The following is a 15,126-nucleotide window of genomic DNA, read 5'->3' on the forward strand; positions in this document are numbered from 1 at the left end:
GGGGTAGACGTCAACCGGCGCAGCGCACCACAGCCTGCGCCTCCCCGTGATTCGACCCAGAAGAGGACATATGAGCGACGCAGCAGTGCAGCTTTCCCCCGGTGATTGGCCCGCTCCCCTGGCACCCGCCTCCAGCGAAGCCGCTGGCAAGAACGCGCTGGTGCATATTCCGGGTTCTAAGTCGCTCACGAACCGTTATCTGTTACTTGCTGCTCTGGCTGATTCCCCCTCGTATTTGCGTGCGCCGCTACATTCGCGCGATTCGGCGCTGATGATTGAGGCACTGCGCCAGCTGGGTGCGGGTATTGAGCTGGTGCCGACCGATTCGCCGTTCGGTCCGGATGTTAAGGTCACTCCCCTGAGCTTTGTGGAAGCGCATTCCGCACAGGCGCAGTCCGATTCCGCTCAGTCGCGCACCGTGTCGATTGAGTGCGGTCTTGCCGGTACCGTGATGCGTTTTGTGCCCGCCCTGGCGGCGCTGCTGCCGGGTGAGTTCGCTTTTGACGGTGACCCGCACGCTCGTCAGCGTCCGATGGGTCCGGTTCTGGAGGGTCTGCGTCAGCTGGGTGTGCAGGTAGATTGTGAGCAGGGCGAGAACGCTCTGCCCTTCGTGCTGCGCTCCCCCGGTCTGGCGAGCGTAGAGGGGGTTTCTGAGGCGCCCGTGGTTCGTATTGATGCTTCGACCTCGTCCCAGTTCGTTTCGGCTCTGCTGCTGATGGCGCCTCGCCTGCCGCAGGGCATGGTGCTGGTGCACGAGGGCTCTTCGGTGCCGTCCATCCCGCACATTCAGATGACCGTGGAGGCGCTACGCCAGATGGGTATTCGGGTGCAGGAACACTACCCGAACCAAGGCAACGAAACAGAGGGCGGCGAGTACCGTTGGACGGTTCACCCCGGTTCTTTCCCCGGCTTTGAGATGACCATTGAGCCGGACCTGTCGAATGCCGGTCCGTTCCTTGCCGCCGCGGTGGTGACCGGCGAGTCGGTAACTATTCCTCACTGGCCGGCACCCGCGGCTGATTCTTCGGCGGGTACGACCCAGGTGGGCGATATGTGGCGTGAGCTTCTGCCCGCGCTGGGTGCGCAGGTTCGCTACGCTGAGGGCCGTCTGACTGTGATCGGTCCGGCGCAGCTTCCCGAGGGTGACTTCTCCTTTGACCTGTCTGCCGGTGGCGAGTTGGCGCCGACCATGGCGGCTGCCTGCGCTTTCGTGAAGGGTCGCGTTGAGCTGACCGGTATTGCGCATCTGCGCGGTCATGAGACGGACCGCCTCGCAGCGCTCGCCGCTGAGATTAACCGCCTGGGAGGCACCGCCCACGACACCGCCGATTCGCTGGTGATTGAGGCGCTCATCCCCGCTGCCGCTGAGGCTGCGCCGGTTCTGGCGCGCACCTACGACGATCACCGTATGGCAACCTTCGCGGCGATTATTGGTCTGCGCCGCCCCAATGTGGTGGTGCAGAACGTAGCCACCGTAGCTAAGACCATGCCCGAATTTACCGCAATGTGGGAGGACATGCTGGCGCAATGGCAGGCCGGCGCTTCCACCTCTGACGTTACCGCCGACCAGGAGGTCTTCTAAATGGGTTCTTCCCGCATGAACGTGCGCGATTTCTCCGAATGGGATGAGTCGGATGTGCGCGTGCGCCCAAACAAGAAGGGCTCCCGCCCCCGCACGAAGGACCGCCCGACCTTCAAAGAAGCGATTCGTGGCAGGGTCATTACGGTGGACCGCGGCCGCTGGTCGGTCGTCGTTGATGAAGGTACCGAGAAGGAACGTACCCTCATTGCGGCGCGCGCTAAGGAGCTACGCCGCACCGCGATTGTAACCGGTGACTTTGTGGATCTGGTGGGTGACACCTCCGGCGCGAAGGATACCCTGGCGCGCGTTGTGCGTCTGGGCGAGCGCACCTCCATTCTGCGCCGTAGCGCCGATGACACCGACCCGTCGGAGCGCGTGGTTGTGGCGAACGCTCAGCAGCTGGTGATTGTGGTTGCTGCGGCGAACCCGGAGCCGCGTACCGGCTTCATTGACCGTGCCGTGGTGGCGGCGTTTGATGCCGGTATTGAGCCAATTCTGTGCATCACCAAGACCGATGTGCGTTACCCGCAGAACCTGCTGGATTACTATGCGGCGAGCGGTTTGAAGATTGTGCTGTCTTCGTCTTCGGATGGTTTGGCGCCGAGCCAGGAGGGCGCGAAGGGCCTGGAGTCTGCGCCGGTTCAGGAGCTTCTGCAGGAGCTGCTGGGTCAGGTGTCGGTGCTTCTGGGCCATTCGGGTGTGGGTAAGTCGACCCTGGTGAACGCGCTGACCGGCTCTGAGCGTGCGACCGGTCATGTGAACGCGGTGACGGGCCGTGGCCGCCACACGTCCTCGTCGGCGTTGGCGTTGCGTCCGGTGAATGCGAATGGGGAGCCGATGGAGCCGGGCACCTGGATTATTGATACTCCGGGTATTCGTTCGTTCGGCCTGGCGCATGTGCCCCCGGAGACCGTGGTGGAGGCTTTCGTGGATCTGGCGCCCGGCGCGGCGGATTGCCCGAAGGCATGTACTCACGCGGCGCAGGCTCCCGAGTGCGGTCTGGAGGCGTACGTTGCTGCCGGTCGTGCCGGTGAGAGCGGTCCCGCCCGCCTGGAGTCCTTGCGTAAGCTGCTGCTGTTGACTCCTGAAGAGGGCGATTCGGAGAAGGAACTGGGCGCTCTCGTCTAGGTTCTCTCCACTGCATTACACACAGCACTACACGCACATTTTTGCTGACTACATCACCGAATACTGAAGAAGAGCATTACTATGAGCCGTCCCCAGCAGTACACCGACGATTTGCGTCTTGCGCATATTCTTGCCGATAGCGTCGATCGTGTGAGCGCCATGCGTTTTCGTGACCGCCCGGTCTTCTCCCCCGCATCCGAGGCACTAGAGCCCGCCGAGGCGGCACCCGCCGCGGCACCGTTGGCGCCGTGGCAGCAGGCTACTCAGCAGCCCGTAGAACCGCAGGCGCAGGTGCAGGAGCCTGCCGATTACGCCTCGAGTGTGGCTCAGGAAGTTGAAGAGCTTCTGCGCGCGCAACTGTCACGTGTGCGTACTCGTGACGGTATTGTCGGTGCGCATGCTGGCTATAACGGTCAGGCGGCGCGCCAGTGGGTGATTGCACCGATTGCTGAGCAGGATAATTTTCGCCGCGGCGTGCCGGTGTGGGCGACTCTGATTGCTTTGCTGGATCAGGGTGAGCCGGTGGTGGGTGTGGTGTCTGCACCCGCGCTGGGTCGCCGCTGGTGGGCTGCTCGCGGCTCGGGCGCGTACACGGGTAAGTCTTTGGCGCAGGCGACTCGTCTTGAGGTGTCTTCGCTGACTCAGCTGGATCAGCTGTCTGCCGCGTACACCGATCTCTCCTCCTGGAAGGCGGCCTCTGAAGGCGCTGTGGACCGCTCTGGCGAGCTTGTACAGCTTCTGTGCTCAGTGGGTCGTTCCCGTGCGTACGGTTCGTTCTGGGCGGCGTGTATGCTCGCTGAGGGTGCTGTGGACACCGTCGTGGACGCATCCCTGTCGTTCTACGAGGTGGCGGCGCTACTGCCGCTGATTCGCGAGGCTGGCGGCGTCGCCTCCACCCTGGAGGGCGATTTGCCCGAGCACGCGGGCATTTCAGTCGCCGGTGTGCACCCGGTGTCCCTGGTGGCAAGTAATACGGCGGCGGTCCAGCAGCAGGTGCTGGAGGCGCTCGCACCCCGACCCTAGCCTCCCCCCCTGAGCAGGAGTCAGTAAAAGCAGGAGGCAGTAAAAATATAGCCGCCGCCTCGCTGTTATCGCTTTGAGAGCACGTATTGCCTGTTTTAGGACAGCATGGTGAGGGTGCCGAGCAGACCCAGCAGGCTCAGACCCGAGATGATGTACGCCAGAATGTTGAAGGTCGTCATCTTCGAGGTGTACTTGGTGACGTGACCGGCGTTCACCTTCGCCGAGTAGATGGCAAGCCAAATGGAAACACCGACCGGGATCAGGCCCACGAGCAGCAGAGCAATCACCATGATGTTGGGGCTCAAACCGGAGCTATACGCAGAGGAGCTATAGCCGCGGGAGTTGAGCGTTGCTTCAGAGTGGAGTGCCGCTACCTGAACCCACGCGTAGAGGGTCAGCGCCAGGGCGCCCAGGGAAGCGCCGAACGCGCCGATGGAGTAGAAGTAGCCGGGGCCGCGGAAATCACCGGTGGTCTCGCCGTAGGGGCGGCGGTGCTCAGCCGGCACCCGGTAGATGTCCGGGATGCGCTGGTAGCTGTCGTCGCGGTCGCGCACGTTAGCGGGTGCCACGCCCAGGGCGGGTGCGGGTGCTGCGCCGAGGGGAGCGCCGGGTGCTACGCCAGCAGGTACCGGCTGCGGGGAGTTTGCGTTGTTCTGCTCCGGGAAGGAGGGGGCGGGAATCTGGTTTTCCATGGTGTGTCCTTGAGTGGTCGTCATAGCGGGTATGTAGCTACCGCGTCGTAGCGGTGGCGTCCCTATGACCGGCTATTCTGTGGCTCGTTTGGTGGCTCTGTGGTTGCTCTCGAATGTTGCCGGTGAGATTGAATGAACAATCAACGCCGAACAACGATATTTACCCTTCGATACTACGCCATAGGGTGCGTTTTCGTCTTCTCTGATGACGTTCTCATTACAATGCGGTCACCTGAGCACCCTCCAAGCACGCAGGCACGCCCCGAGTGACACCGAAATTGGGCATAAAAATACCCGGCAGGTGACACCGTGGGGCGTCCTGCCGGGTGGTAGAAACCTACCGCGGTTCTTCCTCTTAGAAACTTCTAAGCGATGTTTTACACACTAGGTCCTTTAGGGGGTCCCTTAGGGAACTTTGAATCACTCTCAAGCGTCCTTCTGGCTGCAAAAGTGACCAAAAGACCTCCTAAAATTGCACCTAGAATTGATACTGGATCGAAGAACTCCCAATCTCTGGCAATTGAGATAACCACCCAGAACATCGGAACAATAGTGAGAAGAAATCCTAGTGTAAATATATTCTTCGTACGCATTGGACCTCTCCCAGGTTAAAGAGTGAGAGTGCAGGACACTGCTGCAACAGCTAGCGCAGCGGCAATTACTGCCGGACCTCCAAGGGCTTTTCCAAAACCACCAACAAATGCTGGCCCTAAAGCTCTTGCAATCGTGGAAGCAACTAACCCCCAATTCCAAGCAGAAATTGCGGTTGTAATTGCATTCCCGCATCACATAGTGACGTATCTTACATCACTACTCAGCAGTCTATCAGAGAGCCTCGTCAGATGCACCACGTAAATTGACACTACATGAAAAACATGTCTCTTCTGTCATACACGCTCTCAGTGGCGGGTCCACTGCCGCATCTAATCGCGCGGTCGAGGCACATGATAGTGGCTACCACGCCGTCGATTTTCTCGGTGGATTTTTCTTTGTCGGGTTTGATGTTCCCGGCAGGGTCAGTGCGGATGAAGATGCTGTCCATATAAACCTTTCGACGCCAGCCCATACTTTTTGACGTTGGCCCAAACCTTTTGATGCCCAACCCACGAGCACGCCGGTACACCCCAGAGCAGACCGGCAATACAGACCGACAATTGGGCATAAAAATACCCGGCAGGTGACGCCGTGGGGCGTCCTGCCGGGTGGTAGAAACCTACCGCGGTTCTTCCTCTGGATTGGAACCGATAATCACCGCCGCACCCCATACGGGATAGCGAGCAGTTGGGAGATCGTGGAGATGCGGGGAATCGAACCCCGGTCCGATGTGGCGTCAACGGGGCTTCTCCGTGCGCAGTTTATGCGAACGCTACTTTTCGGCTCCGGTACTTGCATAAACACATATACCGACGAACCTAGTTACGTAAAAGTCCCACTAACCCCCGCAACAAGGGCTAGCAGCAGTGGCCTTTTAAGTCGATGCCGGTAACTGAGCCAAAGGCATGCTCAGGCCGACAGACGGCAACTCGCGCTTAGGCAGCGAGTGCGAAGTCAGTGCGCTTAGATTCTGCACTTAATTTTTTGCAGAGGGCGTTAACGAGATAACCCTGCATCCTCGGCACGCTTCACCCATCTCAACTCACATCGTCGAAACCGATCATCCCCCTATGCTTTTATCAAAAAGCCCACCGTCTTCTGAAAGTTTTCCTCAACATACCTTGATGCCGCGGTGCCATTCAAACACGGTAGAGATTCAGTATATCTAAGATGTTTAACGGCGTGCAAGTCCCCCACCCACGCAGGTACACCCTCCGCTAGAGGCGAATAAAGCGAACAGATCAGCGCAGCAGCAACACCATAGCCTGACACAGCGCATAAAAAACAGGGTGAGGCTCCCCAGATCATCTGGGAGCCCCACCCCGTTCGCGTACCGCACTGGGTAGCCAAAATTAGGCAGTCAAAATTAGGCGGTCAAACCTTAGCGGTGAGCCGGAACAGTCATGCGGTTGTTCGGGTTGTCACCAATCTGGCAGACCACGTTACCGTGACCGTCCTCGGTACCAACCTCAAGGCATTTCTCAGCGGTCTGGAAGAAAGAAATGTATACGAAAAGCATGCAAATCGAAATCAGGACAGACACCGCACCGGTGATAATACCGGTCAGCGCGAATGCCTTACCCGCGCCAACTTCCTTAGTCTTCTTCAGGGACAGCGCACCCAGAATAATCGCGGCAATACCCAGCAGAATACCAAATACGAGGAAACCGGTCAGCACAGCCGCAATACCGAGGATCATCGCAGCCAGCGCCATGCCGGGAGCCTTCTTCGTCACGGGAGCCGCATACGGGTAACCCGCGGGCTGGCCGTAACCGTAAGCATCCTGCTGGGGCTGCTGCTGGTAAGAGTTCTGCTGGTAGTTGTAGTCAGCGGGCTGCGCCTGGTAGGAAGCCTCCTGGCCGTAACCGTACTGGTTCTGCTGAGCGGGCTGCGCCTGGTAGGAAGCGTCCTGACCATAGCCGTACTGCTGCTGAGCCTGACCGTAGGTGTTCTGAGTCGCAGCGCCCTGGGCGGAGGTACCCTGAGCAGCGTTCTGGCCGTAAGCATTCTGCGAAGAAGACTGCGCACCGAACTGACCGTACTGGTTCTGCTGGGCCGAGTTCTGCGGAGTAGCGTTCTGTTGCTGTGCCTGGCCGTAGGTGTTCTGAGCGGATGCGCTCTGACCGTAATCCTGGCCGTAGGTGTTCTGTGCCGAAGGAGCCTGGCCGTAATCCTGACCGTACGAGCTCTGGGCGGAAGAATTAGGCTGCTGAGCAGCGTAGGGGTTCTGTGCGTTCCCCTGGTTGTTTCCGTAGTTATTCTCAGACATCCGTCGTTCTTTCCTTCACAGTTGCAGCGAACAATTTATACTCGCCCAACGCACCATTGCGCGCTGAGTTCGGTTCCATTATATAAATAAGCCGCCATTTGGGTCATCTATGAAGTCCAAGATTCCAGAATCATCCCCCAGAATCCACCAATCGGGCAGAATCAGCGCAGAAACAGAGCAAGGGACCGAATAGTTCAACACTATTCGGTCCCTTCACGTCTCTATATGCTCAACGCGGCTTAGCGGCGGGCAGCGTCGTAGTCCTCGGGAGTCAGGGTCATGGTCTGACCGGCCATGGTGCACACGTAGTTACCGTTCGAATCCTGCACCGCGTTCTCAACGCACTGGCTCGCGAGAACAATGCCGAGCACCATCATAGCAGCAGCAGCAATCATGCCCAGCGCGCCGGTGACAATACCACCAATCGCCATGCCCTTACCGGAAGCGGTACCGTTCTTCACCTTCACCAGGGCAACAATACCCAGAATCACGCCGACCAGGCCCAGAACAGCACCAAAAACCATCAAGCCAGTGAGCAGACCAATAATACCCAGAATCAGCGAAGCAATCGCCAGAGCCGAGCTCGGGGTCGGCTGGTAGCCGGGGTAGCCGCCCTGCATGTTGTATGCGGGTGCCTGCTGCGGTGCGGGGATGAACTCGCCCGGGTTCTGCTGGTAGTTCGGGTTCTCAGACATGTGTCTCCTCAAAAACGTATGGTGCTCGCGGTACACCGCGAATTTTCAACCATTATACGCGAGGAACCGCGCCCCGCCCCTACCGGCAGTCACCGAACCAGCCGCGCATCCAGCCGTTGCCTCAGCCCTAACCGAGGTTACGGTAACGCATCGCGCGGCGCGCCTCCAGGTCATCCTGACGCTCACGCAAAGCCTGACGCTTATCGTACTCACGCTTACCGGTCGCCAAAGCAATCTCAACCTTCGCGCGACCATTCGAGAAGTACAGCTTCAGAGGAACCACCGTGTAACCGGTCTCCTTCAGCTTCTGCGCCAGCTTATTAATCTCAGAACGATGCAGCAGCAGCTTACGGCGACGACGAGCCGCATGGTTCGTCCACGTACCGTAACCATACTCCGCAATATGAATACCCTCGAGCCACATCTCGTTATCGGTCACCTGGCAGAAACCATCCACAATGGACGCCCCACCATCACGCAGAGACTTCACCTCAGTACCCAGCAGAACAATGCCCGCCTCATAGGTATCCACAATGTTGTAATTGTGGCGAGCCTTCTTATTCTGGGCAATAATCGCGTTATTCGGGTCCTTCTTCGCGTCTTTCTTCTTTTTCTGAGCCATCACTCAATCCTTCACGTCTTAGCTCTCTTCAGCCGCGCGCCCCGAAGCGCGCCAGCGAATACCAGCATCAATAAAGGCGTTCAAACCGCCATCCAAAACATTAGAGGTATTACCTTCCTCGTAGCCGGTACGCAGATCCTTCACCATCTGGTACGGATGCAGAACATAGGAACGCATCTGATCACCCCAGCTTGCCTTAATGTCGCCGGCAAGCTCCTTCTTCTTCGCGTCCTCCTGCTCCTTACGCAACAGCAACAGGCGAGACTGCAGCACGCGCAAAGCCGCCGCACGGTTCTGCAACTGCGACTTCTCATTCTGCATCGACACCACAATACCGGTCGGCAAGTGAGTCATACGCACCGCCGAGTCCGTTGTGTTCACCGACTGACCACCCGGGCCCGAGGAGCGGAACACATCCACCTTAATCTCAGACTCGGGAATCTCAATAGCATCCGTCTGCTCAATCAGAGGAATCACCTCAACCGCCGCAAACGAGGTCTGGCGGCGGCCCTGATTATCGAACGGCGAAATACGCACCAGGCGGTGAGTACCCGCCTCCACCGACAGGCGACCAAAAGCGTACGGCGCGTTAACCTCAAAGGTCACCGACTTCAGGCCTGCCTCCTCAGCGTAAGAGGTGTCCAGCACCTTCGTCGGGTAGCCGTTCTTCTCGGCCCAACGCAGGTACATGCGCAGAAGCATCTCCGCGAAATCGGCGGCGTCCACGCCACCAGCGCCCGAACGGATCGTCACCACAGCCTCACGCTGATCGTACTCACCGGAGAGGAGGACCAAAACCTCCAGCTCTTCCAGCTTGGCGCGAATCTGGCCGCATTCCTCCTGAGCATCTGCCAGTAGTTCGGCGGCGGTCTCAGCATCCTCGGCCTCGGCAAGCTCCACCATCACCTCAACATCGTCAATGCGAGAGGACAGCGAGCGCAGACGATTCAGCTCCGACTGCTTGTAGGAGAGGGCACTCGTCACCTTCTGGGCATGCTCAACATCATCCCACAAATCGGGGGCGGCGGCCTGTTCGGACAGCTCCTCAATGGCGCGCTCAATCCCCTCGATGTCGCTCACTGCGGCAATCGAGGCAAAGATAGCGCGAAGCTCTTTAATCTCAGCGGAAAAATCGAAGGATGCCATAGCTTTTAACACTATCGCGAAACGGCCAGAAAGTCCCGCCGTTACAGCCCGCAACAGCCCACAGCACAGAAGGATAAGGCAGACAGAGGGCAGAAGCCGCGCCACGAAGACATAAAAAGGGCATAAAACGAGGGCACATCCGCTAGCCGTTACACTACCTTGCGGATGCGCCCTCGCAGTCTAGGAGGCTCACAACACGCCAATAAGCGAGTGAGCCGATATACCCGTCGCCGATACGCCCGTGCGCCGTTGATGGACGCACTAATCGGTGGACGGGCCCTGGCTCGTCTTCAAACGCGACGAACCGTGAGCGGTCACCTCAATACCATCAGGCACCAGAATCGACAGCAGCGGCGGACGAATACGAGCCGACAGGTACACGTGAACACTGTGATCAGAATCCACGGACACGTTCTCCAGGCGCAACGCCTGAAAATCCTGCCCCGGCTGAACCTCAGCCAGGTACGCACTCGCATACTCCCACGCCGCCGAACCATTCGCCTCATCCGGAGTGCGCATCGTGCGGGTAATCGAGTTCGCCTGAGCGTCCGCCACATCTTGCAAATGCTGCGTCTGCAGATACGCACCCGTAATCGCCACCGTCACCGAACCGATGAGCAGAAGCAACGCCAGCATACCCACAATCAGCGGGGCAATGCTGCCCTCTTCCGGGTCTGAGGCAATCGGGTCAGCGGCGAGGCGGCCTGAGGCGAGCGCCCGGCTCTGCGCACGGGCACGAATCTTCATGTTGGCACGAGCCAGCAAACCATTAGGAATCAGCATGACCAGACCCCCAACTCGACGCATGAGAACTCACCGGAATCACGCCGCCGCCCATAAACGAAGGCAGAAGCGGCAGACGCGCCTGAACCGTCACCGTGGCGTACGCCTTCGTACCCGAGACGCACTCCCCCGACGCACAGCTCAACGACACGCTCACATCGGAGGGCTCAACCCCGTAATCCGCGGCAGCATGCACCGCCAGACGCTGAGCCAAATCCGGGCCAACCGATGAATCCTGCGGCTGCTCCTGCACATACAGCACCACCTGGGCGCTCGCCGCATGAGCCGCCATCACCGAAGACTGCAAGCTAAAAATCGTCAGAATGCCGTAGAGCACCGGGATGAGCAGAGTAATGCCCAAGCCCAGGAACTCCACAATGGCGCTACCCTCTTCAGGGCGGTGCTGGCTAAAAAGAGGCCAATCAGAACGGCTCTTCAGGCGTTCCTTCACCCGCTGCCGAAGCGAAAAGTCACTAATCACCGGAACGATGCTCCGCATAAATCGCATGCCCCTTCACCTCAATAGAATCCGGAAAACCCCACGGGCCCAGCACCGGCAACGGAGACTTCACCGTCACCTCCAAAGTGCGCACACCCGTAGAATCACTACTCTGACGGTACGAAATATTCTCAGCATACGAAGACGGAAGAACCCCCTCAATCATCTGACGGGTACGCTCCATGCCCTCCTGCGGAGTGCGGTCACGCATCGTACCGTAACGTGCCCCAGCCGCCGCAGCATCCACCAACATGGTTCGTGCATACAGGGCGAAAGAAACCTGCAGAATCGCCATGGTCAGCAACACCAACAGCGCACCGACCATGACGAATTCCGTGCTGGCGTCACCGCGCTCGCTCTCCTCCACAGAATATTCCGCGGAGGATAGCTCAGCGGCAGTCAGCTCAGAAGCGATGCGGGGCTTACGCATTACTGGTGAACCAGAGCAATCGCGTCGTTGAACATCTTGGTCAGAGCGGGCTGAGCAATCGCCAGGATAGCGGCAACCAGCACAGCGCTCATCATGGTGATCATGACCCAGCCGGGCACGTCGCCGCGCTCGGGGTCATCCTGCTTGTTCTTCAGGCGCAGAGCCAGCATGGATGCAATAGCCAGGGCAATCAGCACGGTCAGGGTGGTGCGGAAACGACGGAACATTGTATTCTCCTTCTCTCAAAGGGTGTAGTGTGTGGTTGGTGCGGCACGCCGGGCAATCAGCCCAGCCCACCGCGGCGCAGCCGGTACGGTGTGTACCCGCCGCAAAATCTAAAAGTTCAAACGCATGAGCGACAGGCCCGGGAAGACCGCGAAAATCACGGTCAGCGGCAGGATGAAAAACACCACCGGGGCGAGCATCGCAATCTCTTTCTTACCGGCTGTTTCCATCAGCTCACGCTTTGCGTTATCGCGCACATCCTGAGCCTGCGCACGCAACACATCGGCTAGAGGGGTGCCACGCTCAATCGCCACGGCAATACCCTCAACGAAGCGGCTCAGCGCCGGAACGCGAGTACGCTCCGCAAACTCCTGCAGCGCGCTCAGCAGAGAAACGCCGGTACGGGTCTGCGCCAAAATCTCCGAAAACTCGCGAGCCAACTCGCCGCGCGAAGTCAGACAGATACGCTCCAGTGCCGCCAGCGCCGACTCGCCCGCCGTCACCGACAGCGCCATCATCTCCGCCAGCGCCGGGAACTCAGCAACCAGCTGCTTCTCACGTTTAGTCACCGCCTCGCCCAGCCACCAGTCACGCGCCAGAAAGCCGCTTAAACCGCTCACGAGCACCAGCACAAGAGCCACCAGGATGGAGAAACGCTCCTGCACCACACCGATAACGGTCAGGGCGCTCATAACGGTTACACCGGCAAGAGCCCACAGCAGCTGCTCAGCACGAAACGCGCTCACACTCTGCGAAGAACCCGCACGGCGCAGACGCTCCTGCACCGAACTATCGCTCAACGACGAGCCGTTCAACGACGAGGACAGCGAACGAAGCAACGGCGCGCAGAACGCCGAAATCGCCTCCAACAGGCTCGGCTCACGGCGCTCCTGCTCCTTCAACAACGACTCACGTAGAGTCTCACCGCGCAGCTGCGACGCCACACGATCAGAGAACGAAATACTGCGAGTATTCAGCACCGAGGAAAGAATCAGACCCACGCCGGTCGCCAACAGCAAACCAAAAATCAGAGGCAGGTTCATCCGAACACCCTCCGTTCACGCGGCAACTCACCAATACGCAACATCAGACGGTACGCCGCCAAAGAAATAGCGGCACCGGCAATCATCAGCATCGCACCGGCAAACGAGTTATACACCATACGCGCGGCAGGCTGAGTCGCCATCAGACACAGCACAAACCACGGCGCCACGCAGGAGAGCCGGGCCGCATTCACTGTCCAGGATTGGCGAGCCAGAAGCTCCGAGCGGGTGCGGGCATTATCGCGCAGAAAATCACTCAGCGTGCCCAGCAGCTTACCTAGGTCCGAACCGCCCACCTCGCGGGCAATCTTCAACGCCTCGATAATGGTGTCCGCCACCGGGTCAGAGAGGTATTCCTTCAGACGGTTCAGCGAGGGCACGAACTCGCCCGAGGCGCGATAGTCACGCGAAAAATGGGCGAAGGCCCCGCGAAGCTCCTCCGGGCCGCGGTAGGAGAGCTGAATCAGTGCCTCCGGCAGGGAAAGGCCCGCACGAATCGCCGAACGCAGGTGGTCGACGGCATCCGGCCACAACTGCCAAATACGGGCATCCGCCGCGCGGGCACGATGATTCACAATCACGCGAGGCGCCGCAAAACCACCAATCAGGCCCAGCAGACCCAGCGGCAGAAGCTGAGTGACCATCAGCAACAACACCGAGGCAGTCACACCGCTAGCGACGCTCACCCACATAAACGTGCGAGGAGTCAGCGAATGCATACCCGCCTTACGCAACGCCACAACCAGCGCCGGGTCGTTACTCGGCTTCGGCGGCTTGCCGTTATCAGGAAAGCAGGAAAGGTAAATCAGGCAGACGCCCAACCCCAAAATCAGGCTCAGAAACAGAGGCATTACTGACCCGCCTTCGCCGCAGCCAGCACCTGCTCGGGGCGGTGACCGGCACGAATCCAACGGTCCGGGTTCGGCAGCTCCAACGCCACGCACACCATCTGACCGTCACGGCGCACAAACAGCGGGGACATCTCAATTACGCCGTCCTCAACGCGGCCACCCAGCATGCTGATCTCTTCGACCTGACGCTGACCGCGCGAATCACGACCGCAATGCACCACAATGTCAAAGCAGGACGCCACGGTCGGCACCACGAACGCCGAGGAAATATTCTCGCCAGCCAGCAGCGGCAGGGTACAAATCTTGGTCACCGCGTCACGCGCCGAGTTCGCGTGAATCGTGCACATACCCGGCAGACCCGCGTTGAGCGCAATGAGCATATCCAGGGACTCCGCCTCACGCACCTCACCAATAAGGATGCGGTCCGGGCGCATACGCAGAGCCTCCTTGACCAGGCGGCGCAGCTCAATCGCACCGGTGCCCTCAAGGTTCGGCTGGCGGCACTGCAGGCCCACCACATCGCGGAGCGGAACCGCGAGCTCAAAAATTTCTTCGCAAGTAATCACGCGCTCACGCGGAGGAATGGACGCGGACAGGCAGTTCAGCATCGTGGTCTTACCCGCCTGGGTCGCACCCGAGACGAGGATGTTCATGCCGCTCTCCACCGCCGCGTGCAGCAGGGACGCCGCGCCGGCGCTCAGCGAGTTCATGCGCACCAGGTCGGGCAGGCGGCGGGCACGCACCACGAACTTACGGATGTTAATGCTCGTGTGCTTGCGGGTAATGTCCGGAATCACCGCGTGCAGTCGGGAACCGTCCGGCAGGGACGCGTCAACAAACGGGGAGGAAAGGTCCACACGACGACCCGAAGGCTTGAGCATGCGCTCCAGCAGACTATTGATTGCCTCAGTGCTCAGGTGCAGACCGGTCAATTCGCTTTCGCCATTGCGGGCGATAAAGATTTCATCGGGAGAGTTAATCCAGATTTCTTCAACGCTCTCATCATCGAGGAACGGCTGAATCACGCCGAAGCCGCAGATTTCATCGTGCAGGCGCTGGATCACGGATTCGCGGTCACCCAAATCCGGCAGGGAAATGCGGGTGCGCCGCTGCTCATAATCGTTCAGGTGCTCGTCAATGAGCCCGCGAACGGCGCGCTGGTCCTCGTGCGGGTCCAGGCTGCGGTGGCGCATTGCCTCACGGATATTTTCCTCGAGCAGAGTTAGATGCTCCGCCCGGGTATCCAGTACGGTGTTCTCCATTGAAATGATCCGATGCTGTGTGGTGTGGTTGTGTGGAATACGGTGAAGCATTGATACATCAATGCCATCATCACCCTACCCTCAGTGCATCAAATTTATCAAAATGTAATAAAACGCCCCTTAATATTTACGAGTATAGTATTTGAGTATTTTTGATGCATGGAATCGCACATATCATTACCTAACGTGCATCAAAATTCAAAGTGCCTAGTCAGCTGTGACTTGCAGAACAATTGCACGTGCGCCTCCCGAACCGCTCACCGTTGAGCACCACCATATTGC

The 15,126-nt window shown here is 59.2% G+C and carries 15 protein-coding genes and 1 other RNA gene; 3 read left to right on the forward strand and 13 right to left on the reverse strand.

Translation table 11 applies throughout. From position 1 onward, the window contains the following. Positions 1-70 precede the first annotated feature (70 nt). From aroA to HMPREF2879_RS02935, 3 genes are all read left to right on the forward strand, one after another. On the forward strand, positions 71-1,582 hold the full coding sequence (gene aroA, locus HMPREF2879_RS02925) for a 3-phosphoshikimate 1-carboxyvinyltransferase (protein ID WP_070634781.1): 1,512 nt from the start codon (positions 71-73) through the stop codon (positions 1,580-1,582). Further along, positions 1,583-2,710 (forward strand): ribosome small subunit-dependent GTPase A, encoded by a 1,128-nt coding sequence (gene rsgA, locus HMPREF2879_RS02930; RefSeq protein WP_070634782.1) that lies wholly within the window; start codon positions 1,583-1,585, stop codon positions 2,708-2,710. A gap of 81 nt (positions 2,711-2,791) precedes the next feature. After that, complete coding sequence (locus HMPREF2879_RS02935) at positions 2,792-3,733, forward strand: inositol monophosphatase family protein (RefSeq protein WP_070634783.1); 942 nt, start codon at positions 2,792-2,794, stop codon at positions 3,731-3,733. Between the two features lie 95 nt (positions 3,734-3,828). Here the strand turns inward: HMPREF2879_RS02935 and HMPREF2879_RS02940 are convergent, their stop codons facing one another. From HMPREF2879_RS02940 to HMPREF2879_RS03005, 13 genes are all read right to left on the reverse strand, one after another. Next, a complete protein-coding gene (locus HMPREF2879_RS02940) occupies positions 3,829-4,425 on the reverse strand; it encodes a hypothetical protein (protein ID WP_070629388.1) in 597 nt (198 codons plus the stop codon). Between the two features lie 1,289 nt (positions 4,426-5,714). Then, positions 5,715-6,087, reverse strand: a transfer-messenger RNA (tmRNA) gene (ssrA, locus tag HMPREF2879_RS02950). A gap of 313 nt (positions 6,088-6,400) precedes the next feature. Continuing rightward, on the reverse strand, positions 6,401-7,288 hold the full coding sequence (locus HMPREF2879_RS02955; RefSeq protein WP_049345766.1) for a DUF4190 domain-containing protein: 888 nt from the start codon (positions 7,286-7,288) through the stop codon (positions 6,401-6,403). Positions 7,289-7,527: 239 nt separating this feature from the next. Beyond that, the gene (locus tag HMPREF2879_RS02960; RefSeq protein ID WP_049349499.1) at positions 7,528-7,983 is read right to left on the reverse strand and encodes a DUF4190 domain-containing protein; all 456 of its coding nucleotides are present in this window, start codon (positions 7,981-7,983) and stop codon (positions 7,528-7,530) included. Positions 7,984-8,110: 127 nt separating this feature from the next. After that, on the reverse strand, positions 8,111-8,605 hold the full coding sequence (gene smpB, locus HMPREF2879_RS02965) for an SsrA-binding protein SmpB (protein WP_005505423.1): 495 nt from the start codon (positions 8,603-8,605) through the stop codon (positions 8,111-8,113). Between the two features lie 18 nt (positions 8,606-8,623). Then, a complete protein-coding gene (gene prfB, locus HMPREF2879_RS02970) occupies positions 8,624-9,751 on the reverse strand; it encodes a peptide chain release factor 2 (protein ID WP_070634784.1) in 1,128 nt (375 codons plus the stop codon). Positions 9,752-10,012: 261 nt separating this feature from the next. Further along, positions 10,013-10,558, reverse strand: a complete 546-nt coding sequence (locus HMPREF2879_RS02975) for a pilus assembly protein TadG-related protein (RefSeq protein ID WP_049344013.1) — start codon at positions 10,556-10,558, stop codon at positions 10,013-10,015. Further along, complete coding sequence (locus HMPREF2879_RS02980) at positions 10,521-11,042, reverse strand: hypothetical protein (protein ID WP_049344088.1); 522 nt, start codon at positions 11,040-11,042, stop codon at positions 10,521-10,523. The genes HMPREF2879_RS02975 and HMPREF2879_RS02980 overlap by 38 nt, the downstream gene beginning before the upstream one ends. Next, positions 11,008-11,463 carry a TadE family protein gene (locus HMPREF2879_RS02985; protein WP_049344011.1) on the reverse strand — a complete coding sequence of 152 codons (456 nt, stop codon included), beginning with the start codon at positions 11,461-11,463 and terminating at the stop codon, positions 11,008-11,010. Before HMPREF2879_RS02985 ends, HMPREF2879_RS02980 begins: the two co-directional genes overlap by 35 nt. After that, entirely contained in the window at positions 11,463-11,690 is a 228-nt protein-coding gene (locus HMPREF2879_RS02990; protein ID WP_049344009.1) for a hypothetical protein, read from the reverse strand. Before HMPREF2879_RS02990 ends, HMPREF2879_RS02985 begins: the two co-directional genes overlap by 1 nt. Before the next feature lie 108 nt (positions 11,691-11,798). Further along, a complete protein-coding gene (locus HMPREF2879_RS02995; protein ID WP_070634785.1) occupies positions 11,799-12,731 on the reverse strand; it encodes a type II secretion system F family protein in 933 nt (310 codons plus the stop codon). Beyond that, positions 12,728-13,582 carry a type II secretion system F family protein gene (locus HMPREF2879_RS03000; RefSeq protein ID WP_070634786.1) on the reverse strand — a complete coding sequence of 285 codons (855 nt, stop codon included), beginning with the start codon at positions 13,580-13,582 and terminating at the stop codon, positions 12,728-12,730. The genes HMPREF2879_RS02995 and HMPREF2879_RS03000 overlap by 4 nt, the downstream gene beginning before the upstream one ends. Further along, positions 13,582-14,844: a TadA family conjugal transfer-associated ATPase gene (locus HMPREF2879_RS03005; protein ID WP_070634787.1), complete on the reverse strand. Its 1,263-nt coding sequence runs from the start codon at positions 14,842-14,844 to the stop codon at positions 13,582-13,584. Before HMPREF2879_RS03005 ends, HMPREF2879_RS03000 begins: the two co-directional genes overlap by 1 nt. Between the last annotated feature and the right edge of the window lie 282 nt (positions 14,845-15,126).

Source organism: Rothia sp. HMSC069C04, assembly GCF_001812895.1.
Taxonomy (GTDB): Bacteria; Actinomycetota; Actinomycetes; order Actinomycetales; family Micrococcaceae; genus Rothia.

Coding starts and splice junctions, on each gene's coding strand:
- HMPREF2879_RS02960 (WP_049349499.1), bottom strand. CDS start 7,983: ATGTCTGAGAACCCGAACTACCAGCAGAACCCGGGCGAGTTCATCCCC.
- HMPREF2879_RS02940 (WP_070629388.1), bottom strand. CDS start 4,425: ATGGAAAACCAGATTCCCGCCCCCTCCTTCCCGGAGCAGAACAACGCA.
- prfB (WP_070634784.1), bottom strand. CDS start 9,751: ATGGCATCCTTCGATTTTTCCGCTGAGATTAAAGAGCTTCGCGCTATC.
- HMPREF2879_RS03000 (WP_070634786.1), bottom strand. CDS start 13,582: ATGCCTCTGTTTCTGAGCCTGATTTTGGGGTTGGGCGTCTGCCTGATT.
- smpB (WP_005505423.1), bottom strand. CDS start 8,605: ATGGCTCAGAAAAAGAAGAAAGACGCGAAGAAGGACCCGAATAACGCG.
- HMPREF2879_RS03005 (WP_070634787.1), bottom strand. CDS start 14,844: ATGGAGAACACCGTACTGGATACCCGGGCGGAGCATCTAACTCTGCTC.
- HMPREF2879_RS02935 (WP_070634783.1), top strand. CDS start 2,792: ATGAGCCGTCCCCAGCAGTACACCGACGATTTGCGTCTTGCGCATATT.
- HMPREF2879_RS02955 (WP_049345766.1), bottom strand. CDS start 7,288: ATGTCTGAGAATAACTACGGAAACAACCAGGGGAACGCACAGAACCCC.
- HMPREF2879_RS02990 (WP_049344009.1), bottom strand. CDS start 11,690: ATGTTCCGTCGTTTCCGCACCACCCTGACCGTGCTGATTGCCCTGGCT.
- aroA (WP_070634781.1), top strand. CDS start 71: ATGAGCGACGCAGCAGTGCAGCTTTCCCCCGGTGATTGGCCCGCTCCC.
- HMPREF2879_RS02995 (WP_070634785.1), bottom strand. CDS start 12,731: ATGAACCTGCCTCTGATTTTTGGTTTGCTGTTGGCGACCGGCGTGGGT.
- HMPREF2879_RS02985 (WP_049344011.1), bottom strand. CDS start 11,463: ATGCGTAAGCCCCGCATCGCTTCTGAGCTGACTGCCGCTGAGCTATCC.
- HMPREF2879_RS02980 (WP_049344088.1), bottom strand. CDS start 11,042: ATGCGATTTATGCGGAGCATCGTTCCGGTGATTAGTGACTTTTCGCTT.
- HMPREF2879_RS02975 (WP_049344013.1), bottom strand. CDS start 10,558: ATGCGTCGAGTTGGGGGTCTGGTCATGCTGATTCCTAATGGTTTGCTG.
- rsgA (WP_070634782.1), top strand. CDS start 1,583: ATGGGTTCTTCCCGCATGAACGTGCGCGATTTCTCCGAATGGGATGAG.